24 protein-coding genes are annotated in these 23507 nt (G+C 66.1%); 14 read left to right on the top strand and 10 right to left on the bottom strand.

Annotation, left to right across the window (positions count from 1 at the left end):
• Nucleotides 1-60: 60 nt before the first annotated feature.
• A complete protein-coding gene (locus FSZ31_RS12620; protein ID WP_161596032.1) occupies nucleotides 61-669 on the bottom strand; it encodes a GGDEF domain-containing protein in 609 nt (202 codons plus the stop codon).
• Nucleotides 670-890: 221 nt separating this feature from the next.
• Between FSZ31_RS12620 and purE the strand changes: the two genes are divergently transcribed.
• The 7 genes from purE (at nucleotide 891) to FSZ31_RS12585 (ending at nucleotide 8093) form a co-directional block, all read left to right on the top strand.
• Nucleotides 891-1379 carry a 5-(carboxyamino)imidazole ribonucleotide mutase gene (gene purE / locus FSZ31_RS12615; protein WP_236643819.1) on the top strand — a complete coding sequence of 163 codons (489 nt, stop codon included), beginning with the start codon at nucleotides 891-893 and terminating at the stop codon, nucleotides 1377-1379.
• 10 nt (nucleotides 1380-1389) lie between these two features.
• Nucleotides 1390-2472 (top strand): 5-(carboxyamino)imidazole ribonucleotide synthase, encoded by a 1083-nt coding sequence (locus FSZ31_RS12610; RefSeq protein ID WP_147123762.1) that lies wholly within the window; start codon nucleotides 1390-1392, stop codon nucleotides 2470-2472.
• A complete protein-coding gene (locus FSZ31_RS12605; RefSeq protein WP_147123761.1) occupies nucleotides 2469-2972 on the top strand; it encodes a dihydrofolate reductase in 504 nt (167 codons plus the stop codon). The genes FSZ31_RS12610 and FSZ31_RS12605 overlap by 4 nt, the downstream gene beginning before the upstream one ends.
• A complete protein-coding gene (locus tag FSZ31_RS12600; protein WP_408021666.1) occupies nucleotides 2969-3901 on the top strand; it encodes a bifunctional riboflavin kinase/FAD synthetase in 933 nt (310 codons plus the stop codon). Before FSZ31_RS12605 ends, FSZ31_RS12600 begins: the two co-directional genes overlap by 4 nt.
• A gap of 186 nt (nucleotides 3902-4087) precedes the next feature.
• Nucleotides 4088-7108: an isoleucine--tRNA ligase gene (ileS, locus tag FSZ31_RS12595; RefSeq protein WP_147123760.1), complete on the top strand. Its 3021-nt coding sequence runs from the start codon at nucleotides 4088-4090 to the stop codon at nucleotides 7106-7108.
• On the top strand, nucleotides 7105-7686 hold the full coding sequence (gene lspA, locus FSZ31_RS12590) for a signal peptidase II (protein ID WP_408021665.1): 582 nt from the start codon (nucleotides 7105-7107) through the stop codon (nucleotides 7684-7686). The genes ileS and lspA overlap by 4 nt, the downstream gene beginning before the upstream one ends.
• Nucleotides 7687-7688: 2 nt before the next feature.
• The gene (locus tag FSZ31_RS12585; RefSeq protein ID WP_147123759.1) at nucleotides 7689-8093 is read left to right on the top strand and encodes a DUF3035 domain-containing protein; all 405 of its coding nucleotides are present in this window, start codon (nucleotides 7689-7691) and stop codon (nucleotides 8091-8093) included.
• A 71-nt stretch (nucleotides 8094-8164) separates the two neighbouring features.
• Here FSZ31_RS12585 and dxs read toward each other — a convergent pair whose 3' ends face one another.
• The 3 genes from dxs to FSZ31_RS12570 are packed head-to-tail and all read right to left on the bottom strand — an operon-like array spanning nucleotide 8165 to nucleotide 11119.
• The gene (dxs, locus tag FSZ31_RS12580; protein ID WP_147123758.1) at nucleotides 8165-10096 is read right to left on the bottom strand and encodes a 1-deoxy-D-xylulose-5-phosphate synthase; all 1932 of its coding nucleotides are present in this window, start codon (nucleotides 10094-10096) and stop codon (nucleotides 8165-8167) included.
• 58 nt (nucleotides 10097-10154) lie between these two features.
• On the bottom strand, nucleotides 10155-10634 hold the full coding sequence (locus FSZ31_RS12575; RefSeq protein ID WP_147123757.1) for a Fur family transcriptional regulator: 480 nt from the start codon (nucleotides 10632-10634) through the stop codon (nucleotides 10155-10157).
• A gap of 59 nt (nucleotides 10635-10693) precedes the next feature.
• Complete coding sequence (locus FSZ31_RS12570; protein WP_147123756.1) at nucleotides 10694-11119, bottom strand: MerC domain-containing protein; 426 nt, start codon at nucleotides 11117-11119, stop codon at nucleotides 10694-10696.
• 204 nt (nucleotides 11120-11323) lie between these two features.
• Here FSZ31_RS12570 and FSZ31_RS12565 point away from each other — a divergent pair, with 204 nt between their 5' ends.
• From FSZ31_RS12565 to rpsI, 4 genes are all read left to right on the top strand, one after another.
• On the top strand, nucleotides 11324-12349 hold the full coding sequence (locus FSZ31_RS12565) for a COX15/CtaA family protein (protein ID WP_147123799.1): 1026 nt from the start codon (nucleotides 11324-11326) through the stop codon (nucleotides 12347-12349).
• A gap of 11 nt (nucleotides 12350-12360) precedes the next feature.
• The gene (locus tag FSZ31_RS12560) at nucleotides 12361-13239 is read left to right on the top strand and encodes a hypothetical protein (RefSeq protein ID WP_161596031.1); all 879 of its coding nucleotides are present in this window, start codon (nucleotides 12361-12363) and stop codon (nucleotides 13237-13239) included.
• Nucleotides 13240-13395: 156 nt separating this feature from the next.
• On the top strand, nucleotides 13396-13875 hold the full coding sequence (gene rplM / locus FSZ31_RS12555; protein ID WP_147123754.1) for a 50S ribosomal protein L13: 480 nt from the start codon (nucleotides 13396-13398) through the stop codon (nucleotides 13873-13875).
• Between the two features lie 11 nt (nucleotides 13876-13886).
• Complete coding sequence (rpsI, locus tag FSZ31_RS12550; protein ID WP_147123798.1) at nucleotides 13887-14462, top strand: 30S ribosomal protein S9; 576 nt, start codon at nucleotides 13887-13889, stop codon at nucleotides 14460-14462.
• Nucleotides 14463-14514: 52 nt separating this feature from the next.
• Here the strand turns inward: rpsI and FSZ31_RS12545 are convergent, their stop codons facing one another.
• The gene (locus FSZ31_RS12545; RefSeq protein ID WP_147123753.1) at nucleotides 14515-15354 is read right to left on the bottom strand and encodes a metallophosphoesterase family protein; all 840 of its coding nucleotides are present in this window, start codon (nucleotides 15352-15354) and stop codon (nucleotides 14515-14517) included.
• A 2-nt stretch (nucleotides 15355-15356) separates the two neighbouring features.
• The gene (locus FSZ31_RS12540; protein WP_161596030.1) at nucleotides 15357-16175 is read right to left on the bottom strand and encodes a diacylglycerol kinase family protein; all 819 of its coding nucleotides are present in this window, start codon (nucleotides 16173-16175) and stop codon (nucleotides 15357-15359) included.
• Nucleotides 16176-16209: 34 nt separating this feature from the next.
• On the opposite strand from FSZ31_RS12540, the gene FSZ31_RS12535 reads away from it, so the two are divergent.
• Nucleotides 16210-17121 carry an alpha/beta hydrolase gene (locus FSZ31_RS12535; protein WP_201739186.1) on the top strand — a complete coding sequence of 304 codons (912 nt, stop codon included), beginning with the start codon at nucleotides 16210-16212 and terminating at the stop codon, nucleotides 17119-17121.
• Nucleotides 17118-17888, top strand: a complete 771-nt coding sequence (locus tag FSZ31_RS12530) for a nucleotidyltransferase family protein (protein WP_147123750.1) — start codon at nucleotides 17118-17120, stop codon at nucleotides 17886-17888. Before FSZ31_RS12535 ends, FSZ31_RS12530 begins: the two co-directional genes overlap by 4 nt.
• Here FSZ31_RS12530 and FSZ31_RS12525 read toward each other — a convergent pair.
• Genes FSZ31_RS12525 through FSZ31_RS12510 form a run of 4 tightly spaced genes read right to left on the bottom strand, consistent with a single transcriptional unit; the run spans nucleotide 17885 to nucleotide 22561 of the window.
• Entirely contained in the window at nucleotides 17885-18997 is a 1113-nt protein-coding gene (locus FSZ31_RS12525) for a glycosyltransferase family 4 protein (RefSeq protein ID WP_161596029.1), read from the bottom strand. The two genes, FSZ31_RS12530 and FSZ31_RS12525, sit on opposite strands and share 4 nt — an antisense overlap.
• The gene (locus tag FSZ31_RS12520) at nucleotides 18994-20337 is read right to left on the bottom strand and encodes a lipopolysaccharide biosynthesis protein (protein ID WP_147123748.1); all 1344 of its coding nucleotides are present in this window, start codon (nucleotides 20335-20337) and stop codon (nucleotides 18994-18996) included. The genes FSZ31_RS12525 and FSZ31_RS12520 overlap by 4 nt, the downstream gene beginning before the upstream one ends.
• Entirely contained in the window at nucleotides 20334-21422 is a 1089-nt protein-coding gene (locus FSZ31_RS12515; protein WP_147123747.1) for a glycosyltransferase, read from the bottom strand. Before FSZ31_RS12515 ends, FSZ31_RS12520 begins: the two co-directional genes overlap by 4 nt.
• Nucleotides 21419-22561 (bottom strand): hypothetical protein, encoded by a 1143-nt coding sequence (locus FSZ31_RS12510; RefSeq protein ID WP_147123746.1) that lies wholly within the window; start codon nucleotides 22559-22561, stop codon nucleotides 21419-21421. The genes FSZ31_RS12515 and FSZ31_RS12510 overlap by 4 nt, the downstream gene beginning before the upstream one ends.
• 154 nt (nucleotides 22562-22715) lie before the next feature.
• On the opposite strand from FSZ31_RS12510, the gene FSZ31_RS12505 reads away from it, so the two are divergent.
• Nucleotides 22716-23501: a succinate dehydrogenase iron-sulfur subunit gene (locus FSZ31_RS12505; RefSeq protein ID WP_147123745.1), complete on the top strand. Its 786-nt coding sequence runs from the start codon at nucleotides 22716-22718 to the stop codon at nucleotides 23499-23501.
• The last annotated feature ends 6 nt before the right edge of the window (nucleotides 23502-23507 follow it).

Here is a 23507-nt window from a genome sequence, read left to right as displayed (position 1 = left end):
AGAGACAACGAGGCCAGGGAAGATTGTTTCCAGTAATTTCAGAGTTTTGACAATCAACGGTTAACCATGCCGCGCGGCTTTGTGGTCGCTCTTGGCGACGTACATGTTGCGATCGGCCTCTTCGAGCAGCGCGTCGCTGTCGACCCCTGGTCGGATCGCGGCGATGCCGAACGCGGCCGATAGCGGGATCAGGCTCTTGCCATATTTGCATTGCTCGTCGAGCGCGCAGGCCAGCGCCACGATCTTGTCGCGCGCCGCATCGGGCCCGGTCTTTTCAAGGATGATGCCGAACTCGTCGCCGCCAAGCCGGGCGATCGTGTCGGTCGATCGCACCGCCCCGGCCAGCCGTTCGGCGAGCCGGATCAGCGCGAAATCGCCTGCTGCATGGCCATGGTTGTCGTTGATTTCCTTCAGTCGGTTGACGTCGCAAAAGACCAGAGTGGCCTCGTCGCCATAGCGGCTCGCGCGCGAAATCGCGGCGTCGAGCGCGGCGAGGAAATAGCGGCGGTTGTAGAGCGGCGTCAGCGTGTCGCGCTCCGAGATGCGCTCGAGTTCGGCGACCGCGAGGCGCAGCGCCCGGTTCTCGCGCTCGAGCACGCTGAGCCGCTGTTCAAGTGTCGCGTCGGCGGCGGTGTCTGCCGCGCCATCGGTTCGCTGTGTCCCCGTCACCGCTATCACTCCCCATGTCCTACGCCACAGTTACGGCAGTTAAGGCAAAAAGACTTAGCAAAATAAATGTTTAATGGGAATTTACTCCCGCCAACGGAGACTTGCTCGCCGCACAACGGCGTCCACACGGCGGGTGCCAGAGCCGATTGCGGCGCGCCCCAATCATCGCTAGAGCGCTTGCATATCGGTCGATCGAACGGCCGCGGACTAAGGGGCAGACGATGGTCGAAACGGCCGCGAGCGTCAGTATCGTAATGGGTAGCCGGTCCGACTGGCCGACCATGAAATGCGCTGCCGAAGTGCTCGATACGCTCGGCATCGCGCACGAAACGCGCATCGTATCGGCGCACCGCACACCCGATCGCATGGCCGATTTCGCCAAGACTGCGGCCGATAACGGCATTCGCGTCATCATTGCCGGTGCCGGCGGCGCGGCGCACCTGCCCGGCATGATCGCATCGATGACCTGGCTTCCCGTCCTCGGCGTGCCGGTCCAGTCGAAGGCGCTGTCGGGCATGGATAGCCTGCTCAGCATCGTCCAGATGCCCGCAGGGATTCCCGTCGGCACGCTGGCGATCGGCGAAGCGGGGGCGACCAACGCCGCCCTGCTCGCCGCCGCGATCCTAGCGACCAACGACGATGCGCTCGCCGGGCGGCTCAAGGACTGGCGCCAGGCACAGACCGACGCCGTTGCGGACCAACCGGAATGAGCATGCGCGAATGCCCCTGACAGCGCCGGGTTCGACGATCGGCATCCTTGGCGGCGGTCAGCTCGGCCGGATGCTCGGCGCCGCCGCGGCGCAACTGGGCTATCGCATCCACGTTTTCGCGCCCGCCAGCGGCCCCGCCTGCGATGTCGCCTCGGCCTTTACCCGCGCGGCGTATGACGACACCGAGGCGCTGGCACGCTTCGCCGAGACGGTCGATCTCGTCACGATGGAATTCGAAAACGTCCCCGCCGAAGCGCTCGAAACGCTGGCGCGGACCTGCCCCGTCCGGCCCGGCGAGCGCGCGCTCGCGATCGGCCAGGACCGGCTGGCGGAAAAACGCTTCGCGCAAGGCCTCGGCATCGCCACCGCACCGTTCGCCGTGATCGCTGGCGCCGACGATTGCGCCGCCGCGATTCCCGAGACCGGCCTGCCGGCGATCCTCAAGACCAACCGGCTCGGCTATGACGGCAAGGGGCAGGCGCGGATCGCCGATAGCGACGCACTCGCCGCGGCATGGCGCGAGCTCGGCGAGACCGAATGCGTGCTCGAAGGCTTTGTCGACTTTTCGTGCGAATATTCGGTCGTCCTCGCGCGCGGCGAGGACGGCAGCTGCGTCTTCTGGGACAGTCCGCACAACGTCCATGTCGACGGCATCCTCGCCACGTCGAGCCTCCCCGCCCCCGACATCGTCGTGGCGCAGCAGCCGCGCGCCCGCGCCGCGGCCCAGGCGATCGCCGACGCGCTCGATTATGTCGGCGTGCTGACCTGCGAATTCTTTGGCCATGAAGACGGGCCGGTGTTCAACGAGATGGCCCCGCGCGTCCATAACAGCGGCCACTGGACGATCGAGGGCGCGGTCACCAGCCAGTTCGAAAACCATATCCGAGCGATCTGCGGCCTGCCGCTGGGATCGACCGCGCTGACCGGCGCCGGGGTCGAGATGCACAATCTGATCGGCGACGACGCCAATCGCTGGCCCGCCTTGCTCGCCGAGCCGACCAACCATCTCCATCTCTACGGCAAGGCAGAGATCAAGCCCGGCCGCAAGATGGGCCATGTCACGCGTGTGACGCCGCACAAGGACGCACCGTGAACCATCCCGAGATCGTCCTGATCATCGCGCGCGCCGCCAACGGCACGATCGGCCGAGACGGCAAGCTGCCGTGGCACCTGCCCGCCGACCTGCGCCGCTTCAAGCGCCTCACCATGGGCCTGCCGATGGTCATGGGGCGCAAGACCTTCGACAGCCTGCCCGGCCTGCTCGACGGGCGCCGGCACATCGTCCTGACGCGCGATGCGAACTGGAGCGAAGACGGCGCCGAGCGTGCCGGCAGCGTTGCCGAGGCGGTCCGCATCGCCAACGCGCCGCACATCGCGGTGATCGGCGGTGCCGAAATCTATCGCGCCTTTCTCGATCGCGCCGACCGGATCGAACTGACGCACGTTGCCGACGACATCGCGGGCGATGCCGCGATCGACCTGCCCGACCCCGCCGACTGGAAAGAGATCGCGCGCGAAGACCATCCCGCCAGCGACGGTCGCCCTGCCTTCTCGTTCATCACACTGGTCCGGAAGGCGAGCGCCAGGACGTGAGCGCGATCCGCCTCGACAGCACGGGTCCAATACCTGAGAACTTGCGTGGCGGGATCGTCGCGCTGGGCAATTTCGACGGCTTTCACCTCGGTCATCAGGCGGTCGCGGGTGCGGCGATCGACTGGGCCCGCGAGGACGATCGCCCCGCGATCATCGCGACCTTCGACCCGCATCCGGTGCGCCATTTCGCGCCGCACGTCCCGCCCTTCCGCCTGACCAGTCTCGACCAGCGCCAGCGCCTGTTCGGCGCGGCGGGGGCCGATGCAATGTACGTCTTCCACTTCGGCGATGCGCTGGCCAATGTTTCGGCGGACGACTTTATCGGCGACTGGCTCGGCGAAGCGCTTGGCGCGGCAGGCGTCGTCACCGGCGAGGATTTCACCTTCGGGCACAAGCGCGGCGGCACCGTCGATGTCCTGCGCGAAACCGGCGCGCAGCACGGCATCGAGGCGCGCGCGGTTGCGCCGGTGTTCGACGCAGGCCAGCCGGTCAGCTCAAGCCGCATTCGCGATGCCCTGAAAGCCGGTGACTGCGCCGCGGCAACGCACCTGCTGACGCGCCCCTTCGCGATCGAAGGCATCGTCATTCACGGCGACAAGCGCGGCCGCGAGATCGGCTATCCGACCGCCAATATCGACATGGGCAGCTATCTGCGTCCGCGCTACGGCATTTACGCGGTGCGCGGGCAATTGGCCGACGGCCGCGTTATAGACGGCGCCGCCAATCTCGGCATCCGCCCGAGCTTCGACCCGCCCAAGGAATTGCTCGAACCGTATTTCTTCGATTTTGCCGAGGATCTCTACGACCAGTGCGTCGAGGTCGAGCTGGTCGAATTCCTCCGACCCGAGGGCAAATTCGACACGCTCGAGGCGCTGACCGCGCAAATGGAAAAGGATTGCGGACGGGCGAGGGAAATTCTGGGGCAATAGCTCCGTCATTGCGAGCGAAGCGAAGCAATCTCCCGTGAGGGTAAGTTAGCCGACCACGCTGGGCTGGTGGGAAGGGCTAGGTTTCGGCTTCGCGGAGATTGCCGCGCGGCTTCCCCGCTCGCAATGACGATCATAGACAAGCTCGCCTGTTCCCAAGCCCGCGACTCCCCGCTAAACGCACCGACAATGACCGACACACCAGCCAAGCCCGACTATAAAGACACCGTCTTCCTGCCGAAGACCGACTTTCCGATGAAAGCGGGCCTTGCGCAGAAGGAACCGGCGATCCTCGCCAAATGGCAGGCCGACGATGTGTACGGAAAGCTGCGCGAAGCCCGCGAAGGCCGGACCCGCTTCATTCTCCACGACGGCCCGCCTTACGCCAATGGCGACATCCACATGGGCCACGCGCTCAACAAGGTGCTCAAGGACCTCGTCACGCGCACGCAAAGCCTGCTCGGCAAGGATGCACCGTACGTGCCCGGCTGGGATTGCCACGGCCTGCCGATCGAGTGGAAGATCGAGGAAGCCTATCGCAAGAAGAAGCTCGACAAGGACGCCGTCCCCGCCGCCGAGTTCCGCGCCGAGTGCCGCGAATATGCTGCCAAATGGGTTGCGGTCCAGCGCGCGCAGTTCGAACGGCTCGGCATCCAGGGCGACTGGGACGATCCGTACCTGACGATGAAGTTCGAGGCCGAGGCCGCGATCGTCGCCGAACTGCTCAAGTTCGCCGAAACCGGCCAGCTCTATCGCGGCGCCAAGCCGGTGATGTGGAGCCCCGTCGAAAAGACCGCGCTCGCCGAGGCCGAGGTCGAATATGAGGACATCGTCTCGACGCAGATCGATGTCGCGTTCGAGATCGTCGAGGCGCCGAATGCGCCCGAATTGGTCGGCGCGCATGCCGTCATCTGGACGACGACGCCGTGGACGATCCCGGTCAACCAGGCGATCGCCTATGGTTCTGAGATTGATTACTGGTTGGTCGTCGCCGACGTTTATCGCGAAAGAACAGATTCGAGCGACGCATTCTCCAAGCCCGCATGGGCAGGGAAAAAATTCTTGGTGGCCTATGAGTTGCTGCCTCAGTTCAAAGCCCGCCTGCAGGCCGATCTAAAACGACTCCCGAACTCGGGCGAGTACGAGGTAGAAGTCGAACTCTCGCAGATGAACTCCGAAGATGTGGTTAGCGGGATCGAAAAGACCGGCGAGCAAACCGTGCAAGGAAACTTCGTACCGCGGGAGTTTGGACCCGATCGAAAAACGTCCATCTTCCGGGACTCCGACCTCGCTGGAACAATCGCCCTCCATCCCATGCACAAACTCGGCGGCTTCTTTGCCAAGCCGCGCCCGTTCCTCGACGGTTCGTCGTTCGTCACCACCGAAGCGGGCACGGGCCTCGTCCACATGGCGCCCGACCATGGCGAGGACGATTTCCTGCTGTGCCGCGAAAATGGCCTGAGCCCCGTCTTCGCGGTCGAAGGCGACGGCAAATATGCCGACGACTGGGCCTGGCTCGGCGGCCAGGGGTCGGTGATCAACAAGGCGTTCAATTCGCCCGAGGGGCCGATCTGTTCGGACCTGCGCGCCGCGGGCGCACTGCTCGCCGCGTCGGACGATTTCAACCACAGCTACCCGCACAGCTGGCGCTCGAAGGCCAAGATCATCTTCCGCGCGACACCGCAGTGGTTCATCGCGATGGACGTGCCCGTCGACCGCCAGGTGCCGCGCTGCGCCGACGAGGCCGAAATCCGCGCCGTACAGGGCAATGGCGAGACGCTGCGCGAGACCGCACTTGACGCGATCGAACGCGTCCGCTGGGTCCCCGAACGGTCGAAGAACCGCATCCGCTCGATGGTCGAAGGCCGCCCCGACTGGGTGATCAGCCGCCAGCGCGCCTGGGGCGTGCCGATCGCGCTCTATATCAACGACGATGGCCAGTATCTGCGCGACGACGGCGTCAACGCGCGCATCCTTGCCGCGTTCGAAAACGCCGGCGCCGATGCCTGGTTCACCGCCGACCATGCCGCCCTGCTCGGCCCCGACTACAGCCTCGACGACTGGACGCCGGTCACCGACATCCTCGACGTCTGGTTCGATTCGGGCAGCACGCACGCCTTCGTTATCGAGGCACGCTACGGCAAGGGCGTGCGCGCCGACCTCTATCTCGAAGGCAGCGACCAGCATCGCGGCTGGTTCCAGTCGAGCCTGCTCGAAAGCTGCGGCACGCGTGGCCGCGCGCCATACGACGCGGTGCTGACGCACGGTTTTGCATTGGACGGCAACGGCCGCAAGATGTCGAAATCGACCGGCAACGTCGTCGATCCGTTGAAGGTCATGGACGAAAGCGGCGCCGACATCCTGCGCATGTGGGTCGCCAGCACCGACACCTTCGACGACGTCAAGGTCGGCAAGGAAGTCTTGAGCGGCGCGAGCGACAGCTATCGCAAGCTGCGCAACACCTTCCGCTACCTGCTCGGCGCGCTGTCCGATTTCGACGAGAGCGAGCGCGTCGCCCCCGCCGACATGCCCGAGCTCGAACGCTATATCCTCCACCGCCTCGCCGAGGTCGATGCCGAGCTGCGCGCGAGCGTCGACGGCTTCCAGTTCAGCCGCTATCTGCGCGTCCTGACGACCTTTGCGCAGGACGATCTGAGCGCGTTCTTCTTCGATATCCGCAAGGACTGCCTCTATTGCGACGTCGGCCCCGCGCTGCCGCAGGGATCGGCCAAGCGCCGCGCCTATCGCAGCGTGCTCGACACATTGTTCCACGCGCTCGTCCGCTATGCCGCGCCGGTGATCCCCTTCACCGCCGAGGAAATCTGGCAGACGCGCACCCCCGACAGCGACAGCGTCCATCTGCTCGAATGGCCCGAGGTCGACAGCGCCTGGCGCGACGAAGAGCTTGCGACCAAATGGGGCCGCATCATCGCCGCGCGCGAGGCGGTCGTCGAGGAAATCGAACCTATGCGCCGCGAAAAGATCATCCGCTCGAGCCTTGAGGCCGATGTCGTCTACCCGTTCGCAGAGCTGGGCCTGTCGTCCGACGAATTTGCCGAACTGTGCATCGTTTCGGTCGCCGAGGAAGGCGCCGCGAAAATCACCCGCACCGACAACGCCAAATGCGGCCGCTGCTGGCGCCTTCTCCCCGAGGTGACGCAAGACGGCGCTTTGTGCGATCGCTGCGACAGCGTATTGGCCGACACATGAGCGAAACAATGATCGATTCGACCCTGACTCCCGCGCGCATCGCGCATTCGCGCTGGATCGGCGCGTTCGTCACGATGGCAATCGTCGCCGCCGACCAGCTGATCAAGCTGTTCGTCACCGGCCCGCTTGCGCTGCAGGCGCGGATCGGCGACCCGATCGAGCTCGTCTCGTTCTTCCGCCTGCAATATGCCGAGAACTACGGCGTCTCGCTCGGCATGCTGCAGGCCGACAGCGAGGCAATGCGCTGGGGTCTCGTCGCGCTGACCGCGGCGATATCGCTCGGCGTCGTGATCTGGATCTTCAAGGAAAAACTGCGCGGCGACATCATCGCGCTGGCGATCATCCTCGGCGGCGCGATCGGCAACATCATCGACCGCGTCCGCCTGGGCTATGTCGTCGATTACGCCGATTTTCACGTCGGCGGCTACAGCCCGTTCATGATCTTCAACCTCGCCGATGCTGCAATCACGATCGGCGTGCTGCTGCTCGTCGCACGCGCGCTCTTGCATGATCGCGCGAAATCTAAGACGATAGACCCAAGCCATCCGCCCGCCGCATCGGCGGGCCAGGGAGATTGAATATGCGTAAACTTGCCACCGCCGTCCTCGTCACCGCAGCGCTCGGCCTTGCCGGGTGCGCGATGGGTGGCCGCAACACGCCCGACGAATATGCCGTTGCGCGCCAGGCGCCGCTCGTCGTGCCGCCCGATTTCGCGCTGGTCCCGCCGCAGCCCGGCGCGCCCGCCGGTGTCGATTCGTCGCAGCAGCAGGCGCTCGAAGCCCTGTTCGGCGGCAGCGCCCCGCGCAGCGCGACCGAAGCCAGCATCATCAGCCGCGCCGACGACGGCCGCAGCGACCCGGGCATCCGCAGCAATGTCGGCGATCCGCAGACCTTCACCGTCGCCAAGGGCACGCTGACCCAGACGATCATCGCCGCGCCCGAAGGCGCCGGCCAGGAAGCCACCGCGGCAATCCCCGCAGGCTAAGCCTCGCTCACGATTGAAAAGCCAAAAGGGCGTCGCGCTTGCGACGCCCTTTTGCTGTCACCCTTTTACGTTCAGGCGATCGCGCCCGCTTCGCCGACCGCGGTGCTGTTGTGGCGCAGCGCCTTCAATACGGTGTCGACAATCCCCGCCGCGTCGAGCCCCGCATCGGCATATTGCTTGTCGGGATTGTCCTGGTCCTGGAAGATATCTGGAAGGCGCATCGTGCGCAGCTTGAGCCCGGCATCGATCAGCCCGGCGTCGCTCGCCATTGTCAGCACATGCGCGCCGAAGCCGCCGACCGCGGCCTCTTCCACGGTGACGCAAACTTCGTGACTTGTCAGTAGCTTGCGGATCAATGCCTCGTCGAGCGGCTTGGCGAAACGCAGGTCGGCGACGGTGGTCGAGAGGCCCTTGGCGTCGAGCGTGTCGGCGGCCTTGAGCGCTTCGGCGAGGCGCGTGCCGAGCGACAGGATCGCGACCTTCTTGCCCTGGCGAACGATGCGGCCCTTGCCGATTTCAAGGACTTCGGGAACTTCGGGCAGCGCCACCCCGGTGCCATTGCCGCGCGGATAGCGCACCGCGATCGGGCCGCTGTCATGCTCGACGCAGGTCTTGGTCATGTGAACCAGCTCGGCCTCGTCCGACGGCGCCATGACGACGAAATTGGGCAAGGTGCACAGATAGGCGAGATCGAACGATCCGGCGTGCGTCGCGCCGTCGGCACCGACCAATCCGGCGCGGTCGATCGCAAAACGGACCGGCAGGTTCTGGATCGCGACGTCGTGGACGACCTGGTCATAGGCGCGCTGGAGAAATGTCGAATAGATCGCGCAGAACGGACGCATGCCCTGCGCGGCGAGGCCCGCGGCAAAGGTCACCGCATGCTGTTCGGCGATACCGACGTCGAAGGCGCGGTCGGGATGCGCCTGGTTGAACTTGTCGACCCCGGTGCCCGACGGCATCGCCGCGGTAATCGCGCAGATGCGATCGTCGCTGTCGGCCAGCTTGGCGAGCGTTTCGCCGAAGACGTTCTGATAGGCGGGCGGGCCGCCGCCCTTGCCCTTGTCCTGCTTGCCGGTGACGACGTCGAACTTGGCAACGCCGTGATATTTGTCGGCCGACGCCTCGGCGGGGGCATAGCCCTTGCCCTTCTTGGTCACGACATGGACGAGGATCGGGCCCTGGTCGCTGTCGCGGACATTTTCGAGGACGGGGATCAGATGGTCGAGATTGTGCCCGTCGATCGGCCCGACATAATAAAAGCCGAGCTCTTCGAACAATGTCCCGCCGGTCGCCATGCCGCGGGCGAATTCCTCGGCCTTTTCGGCGGCGTTGTAGACGCGGCGATGGATCTTCGAGGCCAGCCGCTTGGCGAGACTCCTGAGGCCGAGATATTCGCTCGATGACACCGCGCGCGCGAGATAGGCGCTGAGCCCGCCGACCGGCGGCGCGATCGACATGTCGTTGTCGTTCAAGATGACGACGAGGCGATTGCCCGCCTGTTCGGCATTGTTCATCGCCTCGTACGCCATGCCCGCCGACATCGCGCCGTCGCCGATTACAGCAATGCCCTTGCCCGGTCTGTCGGTCAGCTTGTTGGCGACGGCAAAACCGAGCGCGGCCGAAATGCTCGTCGAGCTGTGCGCCGCGCCGAACGCGTCATATTCGCTCTCGGAGCGCTTGGTGAAGCCGCTGAGGCCGCCGCCCTGGCGCAGCGTGCGAATCCGGTCGCGGCGTCCGGTCAGGATCTTGTGCGGATAGCATTGGTGGCCGACGTCCCAGACGAGCCGATCCTCGGGCGTGTTGAAAACATAGTGAATCGCGGTCGTCAGTTCGACGACGCCGAGTCCCGCGCCGAGATGCCCGCCGGTCACCGAGACCGCAGAGATCACCTCGTCGCGCAGTTCGTCGGCGAACTGGCGCAACTGGCCGGGTTTGAGTTTCCTGAGATCGGCCGGGACATCGACCGTATCGAGCAATGGAGTATCGGGGCGGTGGGTCATGGCAGCGACCTTATCGGCGGTTATCCGCCAAGTCGATGAAAACCCGTGCCTTCGTGCGTCACTCGCAATCGTCGCAGCGGCCGTGCACTTCGATGACCGGCCGCGCCGGGGCAAAGCCCTTGCGCTTGGCTGCTTCGCGCACACCACTGGCCGCATTGTCGTCGTCGATATGCGTCGTCTGGCCGCAATTGTCGCAAATCAGGAAGATGCAGTCGTGCAGGCAGCCGGGATGTTCGTTGGCGATGAACGCGTTGGTGCTTTCGACTCGCCGGACGAGGTTGGTCTCAACGAACAGGTCGAGGATGCGATAGACGGTGTTGGGCGCGACACGCTTGCCGCGCGCGCTCGAAACGATGTCGGCAATGTCATAGGCCGAAGCGGGCTTGGCATGATGCGATACCGCATCGAAGATCGCGCCGCGCATCTCGGTCCACTGCTCGCCCGCTGCTTCAAGCGACGCGCGCGCCGCCGATGCAAGCGATGCGCCGCCATGGACGTGGTGCGTGGCCGTCGGCGAGGAAGGTTGCGGATTTGCCATGCGACCCATTTAGGCCTGCGCGCAGCGATCGGCAAGCTTGGCGCCAGCCGCGTAGCGCCTCAGTCGCAGGCGGGCGTCGCGTTGAGCCCGTGTGCCAGCGCGACCGTCGCTACCCCGAGCAGCGTGAAGAAAATCTCCGCGCTGTGCGAATCGTAAACGATGCTCATGACGAGGCCGATGCCCATCAACGTGATGCCGACGAGGCCGATCAGGCCCGGCATGCGCGTGTCGGACCGCATCAGGCCGGGGCCGAGGCTCGCCGCGCCGAACAGGATCGCAAGGCCGAGGCCGAATTCGTGAATGCCGGGCGACAGCAGGACGCTGCCGGTCGACGCGACCATCGCGAGGAGCAGCGCGCTCAGCACGCAATGGACAAGGCACAGGCCCGACAGGGTGATCGCCATCTCGTCGAAATTGCGCGCGAACCGGCTGCGCCGCCAGCGGTCGGCGAGCGGGGCAAATGCGCCATTCTGCAATTTGGCCATGACAAGGCGCAAAAGCCGTTCCTTCGGGGTCAGATCTTCGTGGTGGGCGCTATATGGCACGGAGCGGTCGAAGTTACAATATATCATGCGGGCCAATGCTGCGGCCTCGTCGTATAAGGGAGTCGTCGAAGGGAAACACTTGGCCGCGCGCGTTCGCGGCGATAAGGCGCAATCGTGAAAACCGCCGCCCAACCGATCGAACCCATGGCCCTGAACACGGCAACGCAGCCGTTGCAGCTCGCGCGCTGGTTGCTTGCGGTCGCCGCTCTCGTCGTCACGATGGTCGTCGTCGGCGGGATTACCCGGCTGACCGAATCGGGCCTGTCGATCACCGAATGGAAGCCGATCACCGGCGCGTTGCCGCCGCTGTCGCAGGCCGACTGGCTGCACGAATTCGCGCTGTACCAGCAAACCACCGAATATCAGACGGTCAACCAGTCGATGACATTGGGTGCGTTCAAGGCGATCTTTTTCTGGGAGTGGCTCCACCGCCTGCTCGGCCGCGTGATCGGCCTCGCCTTCGCGCTGCCGCTGATCTGGTTCGCGCTGCGCCGCGCCATCCCCAGGGGTTACGGCTTGCGGCTGGTCGCGCTGCTCGCGCTCGGCGGACTGCAGGGCGCGATCGGCTGGTGGATGGTCAAATCGGGCCTCGTCGGCCGCATCGACGTCAGCCATTATCGCCTCGCGGTGCACCTGATGACCGCGCTGTTCGTCCTCGGCGGGCTCGTCTGGACCGCCGCCGACCTCAGGGCACTGGCGCGCAACCCCGCCGCGCGCCCGGCGCGGATGACCGCGATCGCCGCGATCGTGCTCGGCATTTTCGCCCTCCAGTTATTGTGGGGCGCGTTCACCGCCGGGCTCGACGCCGGCCACGCCTCGGCCGACTGGCCGGCAATGTCGGCTGGCGGTTTCCTGCCTTCGATTGCGCCATGGGGCCTCGGTGCCTTCGTCGACAGTCCCGTCTGGGTGCAATTTGTCCATCGCTGGTGGGCATGGGTCGCCGCCGCCGCGCTCGTCGTCCTCTCAATCCGCGCGATGCGCGCCGGTGCGCGCGGCGCGCCGATCGCACTCAAGACGCTGCTCGTCATCCAGATCGGCCTCGGCATCGCGACGGTGATGAGCGGCGTCGTGATCGACATCGCGGTCGCGCATCAGCTCGTCGCCGCGCTGTTGGTCGTCGCGGCAACATTGTGCGCGCACCGGATCGGCAACCAGACCCGGATGGCATGATGGCCGCCAATATGCCGATTGCCATCCTGATCGCGGGACTTGCGGCGTGTTCCCCCGCCGCGGTGGCCGCGCACGAAGCGGGCGATGCGGCCGCCGCGCCTGTCGCCCCGATCAGCCTGCCCTTCGCCCCGCCGCTCGACCGTCCGCTCGACTATCGCATCGACCAGGCCCAGCCCGGCCCGTCGGGCGAGGAGCTGAGCTTTTCGCGGCGCTACCGGCTGCAATTCGCACGCGCCGGACGCGGCTTTCATCTCGACGTTACGCTGACCGACGTCTCCGCCGACGCCCCCGCAAAGATGGTCACGGCCTTTCGCGCCGCGCTGCGGCCGCTGCTCGGCATGACGATCGGCTATCACCTGTCGGCGGACGGTCACACCGTCTATCTCGACGATCCGGTCGCAGTGCGGGCTGCATTCGACCGCCTGGTCGACGAGATCGCGCGCAACGGGGCCAATGGCGGCGACGTCGCCATTGCGCGCGCTGCGGTCGCACGCATGGCCCAGCTCGACGACGAGGCGATGACGCAGCTCTTGTTCGAAGAGGTCCGCCCGCTTCTGCAATTCGCGCAAAGCCAGGTCGGGCAAGCACCCGCCGAGCTCCAGACCAGAGGCCGGGACCTGACCGATGCTCCGGTCAGCGCCAAGACCCATCTCGAGATCGTCGCCAGCGATGCCGCGAGCATGCAGATAGACGAAACGACGCGTACCGTCCGCGCGGGCGACGACGGCAACCAGGCTTTGGCCATCGTCAGCGCGATCACCTATTCGATCGATCGCGCAACCGGGCTGGCAACGCGGATCGAACAGCGCGACACCGCCGGCCGGGCCGACGGTCGTGCGCTGAGCCGCAAAACGCGGACATTGACCCCGCTTGATCCTCAAGGTATTTGAATACCTGTCAGCAAAGCCGCTTCCAGCTTGACATAGCAGCGAACGAGGGCCATTGGCTCGCTCAACAACGCGCCGTCCGTTCCGGGCGGCGTTTGTTTTGACCGCCCGGCGCATACGCCTGACGGTCGCGATATCATTTTTGAGGAGTTCAGGCCCATGAAGGCGCTGATGAAAACGACCAAGTCGGCCAATGCCGGTACGGTCGAAAAGAACTGGGTGTTGATCGACGCCGAAGGCCTCGTTGTCGGCCGCGTTGCGACGATCATCGCCAACCTGCTGCGCGGCAAGCACAAGCCGAGCTTCACCCCGCACGTCGATTGCGGTGACAATGTCATCGTCATCAACGCCGAAAAGGTGCGCTTCACCGGCGATAAGCTGAAGAAGAAAATCTATTACAAGCACACCGGCTATGTCGGCGGCCTGAAAGAGACGCCTGCCGGCAAGATCCTCGAGGGTCGTTTCCCCGAGCGTATCCTTGAAAAGGCGGTCGAACGCATGATCCCGCGCGGCCCGCTGGGTCGCCAGCAGATGCGCAACCTGCGCGTCTACAAGGGCTCCGAGCATCCGCATGAAGGACAGGAGCCAACCGTGCTCGACGTCGCTTCGATGAACCGCAAGAACAAGGTGGGCGCATAATGGCCGACAAGATCGAAGACACCCGCCAGTCGCTGGCGGACCTCAAGGACATCGCCGGCGGCACGCCTGCCGCAGCCGAAGCACCTGCAACCGGTGGCGATACTGCCGTTGCAGAGGCCGAAGCGCCTGCCGAATATAACCCCGCGACCGATGGCGGCGGCGGCGCTCCTGCACCGATTCGCGAGCAGGAACTCGACGCCCAGGGCCGCGCTTATGCGACCGGTCGTCGCAAGGACGCGGTCGCCCGCGTCTGGGTCAAGCCCGGCACCGGCAAGATCACCGTCAACGGCCGTGACCAGGCGGAATTCTTCGCCCGTCCGACGCTGCGCCTGATCATCAACCAGCCGTTCGACATCACCGACCGTCGTGGCCAGTACGACGTCGTCGCTACGGTCAAGGGCGGCGGGCTTTCGGGCCAGGCCGGCGCGGTCAAGCACGGCATCTCGCAGGCCTTGAGCAAGTTCGAGCCCAAGCTTCGCGCGACGATCAAGACGGCCGGGTTCCTGACCCGCGACAGCCGCGTCGTCGAGCGCAAGAAGTACGGCCGGGCCAAGGCGCGCAAGAGCTTCCAGTTCTCGAAGCGCTAACGCGAACCGATACGCTACAAGAAAAGGGCGGTCCCGCGGGGCCGCCCTTTTTCTATGCGCTGCGATCCTCGACCAGCGTCGCGGCCGGGGCGACCCGGTCACCCGCCTCCGGCGGCTCTGCATCGGGCGGGATGTCGTCGATCTGGACTGCCGAAGTCTCCAGTTCCGCGACATTGCGCGCGCGCACCTTGATCATGCCGTTCTCGATCGTCAGCTCGTTGAAGCTCGGCGGGGTCGAACGGACGCGGCGCGACAGCGTGCCCGCGCCGATCATGCGGATCGGGCCGTCGGGGGTCGGGTGCGTGAGGTCGAAGGCGTCGTGGACATGGCCGGTCAGGATCGCGTGGACCCCTGCCTTGGCGAGTGCGCACAGGGCATGTTCGCCATGGCGCGTCAGCACCTCGCCCTTGGTGTTGGTCTCAACGAGCGGATGGTGGGTGCAGACGATGATCATGTCGCCCTTGGGCACCGCAGCGATTCTGGCGAGCGTCCCGGCGAGCGCGGCGGGGCGAATGATCCCGCGCGACCAGTTGGTCCGCCACTGCGCGCGCGACGTCGATCGCAGTGAAACGAGCGACACGCCGGGCAGGTCGATCGGCCGTTCGACCGCTTTCTGCAACGTCAGGAAACGCCGATAGGGCGCAAAGGCGCGCTCGACCGGGTCGTAATAGGGCATGTCGTGATTGCCGATCTCGACCTTGACCGGCGCTTCGAGCGAGGCGATCCAGCGCGTCGCGGCGGCGAACTGGCCCAGCGTCGCGCGCTGCGTGATATCGCCGGTCAGCGCGATGCCATCGGGCTTTTCGCGCGCAACGCACTCCTTGAACCAGCCGTGCGCCATCGGGTCTTCGACGCCGAAATGGATGTCGCTGACATGAAAAAGTTTGATCATGGTCAAGCGGTGTCGGTCGCCAGCAATCCAAGGTCAAGCGTGCCGGGGGTAAATTTCGTCCCCGAGACGATCTCGCCGCGCTCGCCGTCGTAGAGCATGCCGATCTCGCCCGATCCTTCGATCGCGACCTCGCCGTGATGGCCCAGGTCGTCGTGCGGGCCGTTGCGAAAATCGCCGCCGAGCCAGGCAAATCCGTGGCTGAGCACCTGCGCCGCATTGTCGGTCAGAAACCCCTGGACGAAAATCCGGTCCTCGAGCGGGGTCAGGTTGAGCGCCGGATAGCCTTGCTCGGCCCCGGCAAGGCGAACGCTGTCATCGCCAAAGGTTTCGGAAACCGCATTGGGCACCGTCTCGACCAAGGCCGATACGTCGAGATGGCGGGCCTGCTCGCGGACCTCGCCCCAGACGGTCGTCGGGCCGACGATGACGCCGACCAGCGCGGTTATGCCGCCGCCGCGGATGACCGGCGGCCGCACCGTTCGCGCGCCGTCGAGATCGGCGACGATATCCTCGACCGAGCGGTCGCCGTGGAGCTTTTTCGACAGCAGGTTGAGCGTGCCGCCGGGCAGGACGAGCAGCTCGCCCGCCCAGCCTTCGAGCGCGCTCGCCAGCGAATTGATCGTGCCGTCACCGGTATAGATCGCGATCGTATCGACACCTTCGCGTTCGAGCATCGCGCGATCGGGCAGATCGTCCTGCGGGAACTGCACGACGCGATCGCACGGCCAACCCTTCGCGGCGAGCGCGTCGCCGACGCGATCGCACGCCGTCGCGTCGTAGCTGCCACTGTCGATGTTCACGATAAGCCAGGTCTTGCGCATTGAAGGGATAACGTCATGATCGCGCGAAAGTGCCATGATCAAAGGAAGAAACATGCTGCGTATCGCGATCGCCCTCATCGTTGTCGCGGGCGCGGCGCTGGTCTGGCTGCTCAGTCACGAGCCGCCGCGCCAGCTCGATATCATCGACAGCGCCTGGGCGGGCGATGCGGCCACGCGCAAGGTCGCAAGCGATGTCGCCTATGGCTCCGATCCGCGCCAGAAGCTCGATATCTATGCCCCCGCCGAAGCGACCGGAAAGCCCCGGCCGCTGCTCGTCTTTTTCCACGGCGGCGGCTGGTACCAGGGCAACCGCGAAAGCTATGGCTTTGCCGGGCGCGCTTATGCCGCACAGGGGTTCGTTGTTGCAGTGCCAAGCTATCGGCTGGTCCCCGACCACGTCTTTCCCGACTTTCTCGAAGACGGCGCAGCGGCAGTCGCCAAGGCCCGCAGCCTTGCCGCGCGCTACGGCGCCGATCCCGACCGGATCGTCCTCGCCGGCCATTCGGCGGGCGCGCATATCGCCGCGATGATCGCGCTCGATCCCGAATATCTTGCCGCCAGCGGCGTACCGATGTCGGCGATCAAGGGTGTGGCGGGCCTGTCGGGCCCCTACAACTTCCTACCGCTCGACAAGGAATCGTCGATCAACGCGATGGGCAAGGCGCGCCCGGCCGAGATCACCCAGCCGATCCATTACGTCTCGGCCGCATCACCGCCGATGCTGCTGATCACGGGCAGCGCCGACACCACGGTCAAGCCGCACAATGCCTATGATCTCGCCAAGGCGCTCAAGGCCGCCGGGCGCGACGGCGAGGTCAAGGAGTATCCCGGGCTCGACCATGAGGATATCATCATGGCGCTGTCGCGGCCGTTCCGGTCGAAGGGCCGCGTCCTCGCCGACAGCGCAGCATTCCTCCACCGCGTCGCGGACCTCCCCGCACAGTGACGGCGACCGCGATCGTCCTCGCCGGAGAGCGGCCCGGCGGCGACCCGTTCGCGCGTTCGCTCGGTGTCGATGCCAAGGCGCTGATTCCGGTTGCGGGCGAAGCGATGGTCTCGCGTGTCGTGCGCGTTCTCGCCGATCATCGGGACATCGGCCGCATCGTCGTCGTCGCGCAGGATTTCGCGGCGCTGCAAGACGATCCCGCCTGCGCCTGGATGGCGAACGATTCGCGCATCGTCTTTGCCCCCTCGCTGCCGACGATCGCGGCGACGATCGCCCGGCTGATCAATCAGGGGGCGGCGCCGATGCTGGTGACGACCGCCGACAATGCCTTGCTGACCGGCGCGATGGTCGACCATTTCCTCGCCGCCGCGCAGCCGCACGACCTTGGCATCGCGATGGTCGAGCGGTGCACGCTGCTCAGCGCCTATCCCAAGTCACAACGCAGCTGGCTCAAATTCCGTGGCGGCGCCTGGTCGGGTGCCAACCTGTTCTGGATCGGCGGCGAGGCGGTCCTGCCGCTGATCGCGATCTGGCGCGACGTCGAACAGGATCGCAAGAAGGGCTGGCGCGTCATATCGGCGTTCGGGCCGGCCATATTGATCGCCGCAGTGCTGCGCCTCGTCACCCTGCCCGACGCGATTGCACGGATCGGACGGCGCCACGGCATCGACGCGAAACTGGTTGCGATGCCGCAGCCCGAGGCGTGCATCGACGTCGACAAGCCCGCCGACCTCGCGCTCGCCGAGACGATCCTCGCCGCGCGCTAGTCGCCGGGAATCGTGCCGAGCGCGATCCGGACATGGCGATCCCAGGTGAAGCGCGCCGCGCGCGTCCGCGCCGCCGTGCCGATCGCCCGGCATCGCTCGGTATCGTCGAGCAGCATCCTGAGCGCCGCGCCGACCTCCTCGCCGTCATGGCCATCGACGACTATCCCCGACACCCCGTCTTCGACGAGTTCGGGGGTGCCGCCGTCGCGCCCGACGATGCACGCGCATCCGGCGGCCATCGCATCGGCGATCGCGATACCGAAGCCTTCGAAATCGCGCCCCTGCTCGACCGCGATCTGCGGGTGGAGGAAGATCGCCGCGCGGTGGTAGAGCGTGGCCATCTCGTCATCGGAGACGAAGCCCGCGATCCGGATCGCCTGCCCTTGCGACAACCGCTCGGCCTGCGCGCGGATCTTGGCGAGGTCGGGACCCCGCCCGGCGACGATATAATGACAGCGGATCGCGGGGCTGTTGCACGCCGCCACCGCGCCTATCGCCGTCGCGACATTCTTGCGCGGCTCGATCCGGCACAGGGTCAGGACCAGCGGCGGATCGGTGTCCTTGGGGCCGCACGCCGAGGCCGGATCGCTGTCGCAACCGTTCCACGCAATGACGGTCCGCTCGGTGAGTTCGGGAAAACGCACGAGCAGGACGCGGCGCGTATAATGGCTGACCGCGACGATCCGCTCCGCGCGGGCGAGGACATGGCGCATCACCATCGCCGCAAGCCCCTGCGTACGCGCCATCTCGCGGCCATGGACGGTGACGGCAAAAGCCAGCCCCGCGAGCCGCGCGATCACCGCTGTCCGCCAGGTCGTCGCATGGACGAAATCGGGCGCACCGTTCGCGCGCATCTCTCGCCGGACCGCCGCGCGCAGCCGCGCGATCACCAGCGGCGACTTGCCCGGCCCGATATCGACGAGCCGCAGGCCATCGGCTTCGAAAACGCGCGGGCCGATCGAGGTCTGGCTAAAAACGGTCACGCTTGCCCCCAGCGCCGCATAGCCATGCGCTACGCCTGCGGCGTAGGTCTGCATCCCGCCTTCGTCGGGGGCGAAGCCCTTGGCGAAAACGAAAACGCGCCGCCCGGCAAGATCGGGCGCAGTCATGACGACACCTCGGGCGCATCGTCGGGCATTTCGGGCGGATCGGCGAGCAAGCGCCGCACCAGCCATGTCAGCGCCGCGATCGTCGCGACGGCCTGCAGCAACACCTGCAATCCCGCGCCCTCGACCCCGAGCCGCGCGAGCAGCAGCGGCAGTACCGCAAGGAAAACGAGGCTGGCCGACAGGTTGACCATGATTGATCGACCCGGCCGCCCGAACGCGGTCAAGGTCGCGATCAGCACCGGCGCGCCCGCCTGCAGGGCGCGGCCCGCCGCGACGATGATCAACAGGACCGCGCCGCCGGCAAAGCTCGCCCCGCCGAGCAGCGTCAATATCGTCGGCGCGAACAATGCGATGACCGCAACGAGGACGCCCGCCAGCGCGGTCGCGATCGCGACGCTGCGCCACACGGTTTGCGACAGTTCGGCAAAGCGTTTGCGCCGGATGAGGTCGGCGATCACCGCATAGCTCGCCTGGCCCATCATCCGCGCGGGCTGCATGATGACGTTGCTGACGCGCAGCGATAGCGCGAACAGGCCGACTGCGGCGGGGCCGAGCACCCAGCCGATCACCAGCGGCACCGCGTTGGGCGCGAATTCCTGCAGCGTCAGGTCGGCATTGGTCGTCGCGATAAAGGGCAGGATGCCGGGATTGTCGCGGCGAATCGCACGGGGCCTGAGCGACGAGCCAAGCGGGCGGTCATAATCGCGCACGAGTCCGGGCAGCCGGCCCAGCGCGAACAGCCACATCGAAATCCCCTCGGCCAGCGCGCCTGCCAGCCAGACGAGGAAGAAGGCGGTCAGGCCGCCGCCCATTGCCCAGGCGATCAGCGCGCCGACCAGCCGGACGACCGGCATGACGATCTGGTGCAGGCCGATCAGGTCGAAGCGGTCGGCGAGCTGGAGAATGCCCTGCGGCGTCGCGCGCACCGTCGCCAGCACCGCGATGCAGTAAAATGGCGCGAAGCGGATCGCGTCGGGCGGCCAGCCGAGCCGCGGCCCGACCAGCGGGACGAGCAGCACCGCGAGCGCGATCGCGACGATCGCGAAGCCGAGCTCGATCAGCGACAGGAATCCGACCAGCCGCAGGAAGCGGCCATGATCGCCGCGATGGAGCGCCTCGCCGCCATAGCGCACCAGCCCGTGCCAGCCCGAAAACGCAACGACGCTGCCGATCAGCGTGACATAGCCGTGGACCAGCGTCAGCACGCCGTAATTCTCGACCCCCAGCCGGCGCGCGACGATCGCCAGCGTCACGACACTGAGCAGCCCCGCCCCCGCCTTGCCGGTGACCAGCGCGGCGATGTTGCCGCCGACGCGCCTCAGGCCGCTACGGTCGCTCATGCCGCAGCCGCCTGTCCGTCGCACAGCGCGAGATAACGGCCCGCGGCAAGGTCGGGCCGATGGCGTGAAACAACCGGTGCGGCGGCGTCACGATCGAACGCAACACCGTCAAGCTGGGCCGCGACCGCAAGCGCGAAGTCTGCCGGATTAAGCGACCTCACGATGCAGCCAAGCGACGGGCTCGGAAGTATTTCGTCCATCGCCGGGGTGCAGTCGGTCGTTACGACGCCGATACCTGCTGCGAGCGCCTCGATCGCGACGGCGGGATAGCCTTCGTAAAGCGAACTCAGCAGCAACAGCGCCGAGGCCTCCATCATCGCACTGACATCGTGCCGGATACCGACGAATTCGATTCGGTCCGCGATGCCCAGCGTTCGGGCCCGAAGTTCCAATACGCCGCGTTGCGGGCCGTCTCCGACGATCAACAGATGTCGCGCGGCCAGGCTGGGTTGCGCCATGGCGTCGACCAGCAGCACGATGTTCTTCTGACCGACGAGCCGCCCGACGGCGATCAAGCCAGTTCCCGGTGGATGGCTCGGCGCAGGAACGGCGGCCGCGCGGCAGGGATCGAAAGCAACCACGATCCGTACATCCCGACCGAAGACCGTTTCGGCGTCGGCGCGGAGCGATTCTCCCAGGACGGTGATGACATCGACGCCCGCCAGCCGCCGGCGCGTGATCATGGCAAAGCCGCCGCGGCGCCAGGCGGGTCGATCGGGCCGGTCGAGAATATTGCTGATCTTTGCAATGATGTGGAGGTCCGGATTGCGTGCCCGGATCGCTCGAATCGCCGGGAAATGATAATTGCCCGGTATGAACAATGCGGTCACGTCAGGCCGGTCGGCCAATTCTTCGGCGGCCCAGCGGCCCAGCCGGGCGACCTGTCCGCGACCGCGCCGCATGGGTCCGGGTGCCGTGACGATCTCGATATCGGGATCGACCATTCCCGCGAAGGCGCCGCGGTCGTGGCCGAGCAGCAGCACGACCTTGCGCCCTGCCTTGCTCCATTCGTGCGCCAGCTCGAGCGCGACGCGTTCGGTCCCGCCGAGCGAACAGTCGTGAAGCAGGACCGCGATCTTGCTCATGCCAGCGCCTCGATCGCGTCGGCGGCCCGCTCCGACGCAGGGCGATCACTACCCGCAAAGGTCGCCGCGAGCAGTTCGCGCTGGCGGGCGAGATAGTCGGGATGGCTCGCCACGGCGGCGTCGGTAGCGGCGATGATATCGCCCACGTCGTCGATGACCGGGCCCGCCTGCCAGTGGAGGTAGTTGGGATCGCCGCGCCAGTCGGTGTCGTGCGCATCGAGGAACAGGCACGGGCGCGGGCGAGCAAGGAATTCGTACACCTGGCTGCTGACGTCGCCGAGATAGATATCGGCGGCGCGGACATAGCTCATGTCGACGCTGCGCGTGCTACCCAGGTCGATATGCAGGTTGGGCAGGTCGGTAAATTCGCGCCCCGGCGGCACCGCGCGCGCTGCCGACAGCCGGTCGAGCGCGAAGTTGAAGCGGCGCTGGAACAGCATGACATGCGGCGCGAAGATCAGGTTGTAGCGATCGCTCGCGGCAAACTGGCGCAGCACAGATGGTCCGAAACGATACCATGACGACAGATGCGGCGAGGGATGCGGATTATAGATGACGGTCGGACGCGCCGGATCGGCAAAGCCCAGATCAAGGGGCCGCGGTTCGATGTCGAACTTGACGTAGCCGATGAGCGCGATCTTGGCGGGATCGACCCCGGCCTCGGCGATCAGCCGATCGCGGATCTTGGGACCCGAGACGAGGACGAGATCGAAGCGGGCGCTCGCCTTGTCGAAACCGATCGCCCGATCACCCGCGCCATGGCGGCTGTGGACCATTTTTAGCCGATCGAGCCCATAGCGCGACTTGAGCACGAGCGACGTCTTTTCGGAGACGACGAGCACGTCGAATCCCCGAAAGAAGTCGAGATTGTCGCGATAGATCGCCAGCCGCCGCGCAGGAAACAGCGGGTCGAGCAGGCGCGCCGCCGAGCGCCGGACCAGCCCCCGGGTCCGCAGGCTGATAATCGTCACGCGCGCCTGATCGGCGCCGAGCAGGCGCCGGACTTCGCGCTCGACCGCGTCGTGAGTCACAGCCAGCACGACCTCGTGCGCCCCGCGCGCCGCCATCGCGCGCGCGATCGGCAGGCTGTGCGCAACCTGGTGCGGCTGGTCGTGGTTGAACAGGAAACAGATACGCAAGGGTGCTCCCCACGGGTGATCGTGAACCGCGCCCCGCACGCTGGTCGTGCCGATCCATAACCCGGCAGCCGCCAAATGAAAGCATTTGGTCGTTGAGCCAGGCGGCGCTTTTGGCTACCCGCATAGCTCGCACCCTATCAGGACGATCGAAGACATGGCCGAATTCACTTTGCCCGCGAACAGCAAGATCAAAAAGAACGGCAAGCGTCACGCTGCCGCCAACGGCGCGGGCAAGACGCGCGGCTTCAAGGTCTATCGCTACGATCCCGACAGCGGAGAGAATCCGCGCTACGACACGTTCGAGATCGATACCGACGATTGCGGCCCGATGGTGCTCGACGCGCTGATCAAGATGAAGTCCGAACAGGACCCCAGCCTGACCTTCCGCCGTTCGTGCCGCGAAGGCATCTGCGGATCGTGCTCGATGAACATCGACGGCAAGAACGGCCTCGCCTGCACCACCGCGATCGAGGACTGCAAGTCGACCGTCACGATCACGCCGCTGCCGCACATGGAAGTGATCAAGGACCTCGTCCCCGATTTCACGCATTTCTACGCGCAATATGCGTCGATCCAGCCGTGGCTCAAGACCGTCACGCCGCCGCCTTCGGGCAAGGAACGGCTGCAGAGCCCCGAGGACCGCGCCAAGCTCGACGGGCTTTACGAGTGCATCCTGTGCGCCTGCTGCTCGACCAGCTGCCCGAGCTACTGGTGGAACAGCGACAAGTTCCTCGGCCCCGCGATCCTGCTCCAGGCCTATCGCTGGCTCGCCGACAGCCGCGACGAAATGACCGGCGAGCGGCTCGACGAGCTTGAGGATCCCTATCGCCTCTATCGCTGCCACACGATCATGAACTGCGCCAACGCCTGTCCCAAGGGCCTGAACCCGGCGCGCGCGATCGCCGAGACCAAGAAGCTGATGGTCGAGCGCCAGCTCTAAGGCGGG

This window comes from Flavisphingopyxis soli (genome assembly GCF_007995095.1).
In the GTDB taxonomy this organism is placed as follows: domain Bacteria; phylum Pseudomonadota; class Alphaproteobacteria; order Sphingomonadales; family Sphingomonadaceae; genus Flavisphingopyxis; species Flavisphingopyxis soli.
Note: the sequence above shows the minus strand (reverse complement) of the source record. Positions and strands in the feature narration are given on the sequence as shown.

Bases quoted from the DNA above. Each gene is read 5' to 3' on its own strand.
- purE (WP_236643819.1), top strand. From the start codon at position 891: ATGGTCGAAACGGCCGCGAGCGTCAGTATCGTAATGGGTAGCCGGTCC.
- FSZ31_RS12610 (WP_147123762.1), top strand. From the start codon at position 1,390: ATGCCCCTGACAGCGCCGGGTTCGACGATCGGCATCCTTGGCGGCGGT.
- ileS (WP_147123760.1), top strand. From the start codon at position 4,088: ATGACCGACACACCAGCCAAGCCCGACTATAAAGACACCGTCTTCCTG.
- lspA (WP_408021665.1), top strand. From the start codon at position 7,105: ATGAGCGAAACAATGATCGATTCGACCCTGACTCCCGCGCGCATCGCG.
- FSZ31_RS12585 (WP_147123759.1), top strand. From the start codon at position 7,689: ATGCGTAAACTTGCCACCGCCGTCCTCGTCACCGCAGCGCTCGGCCTT.
- dxs (WP_147123758.1), bottom strand. From the start codon at position 10,096: ATGACCCACCGCCCCGATACTCCATTGCTCGATACGGTCGATGTCCCG.
- FSZ31_RS12575 (WP_147123757.1), bottom strand. From the start codon at position 10,634: ATGGCAAATCCGCAACCTTCCTCGCCGACGGCCACGCACCACGTCCAT.
- FSZ31_RS12570 (WP_147123756.1), bottom strand. From the start codon at position 11,119: ATGGCCAAATTGCAGAATGGCGCATTTGCCCCGCTCGCCGACCGCTGG.
- FSZ31_RS12565 (WP_147123799.1), top strand. From the start codon at position 11,324: ATGGCCCTGAACACGGCAACGCAGCCGTTGCAGCTCGCGCGCTGGTTG.
- FSZ31_RS12560 (WP_161596031.1), top strand. From the start codon at position 12,361: ATGCCGATTGCCATCCTGATCGCGGGACTTGCGGCGTGTTCCCCCGCC.
- rplM (WP_147123754.1), top strand. From the start codon at position 13,396: ATGAAGGCGCTGATGAAAACGACCAAGTCGGCCAATGCCGGTACGGTC.
- FSZ31_RS12545 (WP_147123753.1), bottom strand. From the start codon at position 15,354: ATGATCAAACTTTTTCATGTCAGCGACATCCATTTCGGCGTCGAAGAC.
- FSZ31_RS12540 (WP_161596030.1), bottom strand. From the start codon at position 16,175: ATGCGCAAGACCTGGCTTATCGTGAACATCGACAGTGGCAGCTACGAC.
- FSZ31_RS12535 (WP_201739186.1), top strand. From the start codon at position 16,210: ATGATCAAAGGAAGAAACATGCTGCGTATCGCGATCGCCCTCATCGTT.
- FSZ31_RS12525 (WP_161596029.1), bottom strand. From the start codon at position 18,997: ATGACTGCGCCCGATCTTGCCGGGCGGCGCGTTTTCGTTTTCGCCAAG.
- FSZ31_RS12520 (WP_147123748.1), bottom strand. From the start codon at position 20,337: ATGAGCGACCGTAGCGGCCTGAGGCGCGTCGGCGGCAACATCGCCGCG.
- FSZ31_RS12515 (WP_147123747.1), bottom strand. From the start codon at position 21,422: ATGAGCAAGATCGCGGTCCTGCTTCACGACTGTTCGCTCGGCGGGACC.
- FSZ31_RS12505 (WP_147123745.1), top strand. From the start codon at position 22,716: ATGGCCGAATTCACTTTGCCCGCGAACAGCAAGATCAAAAAGAACGGC.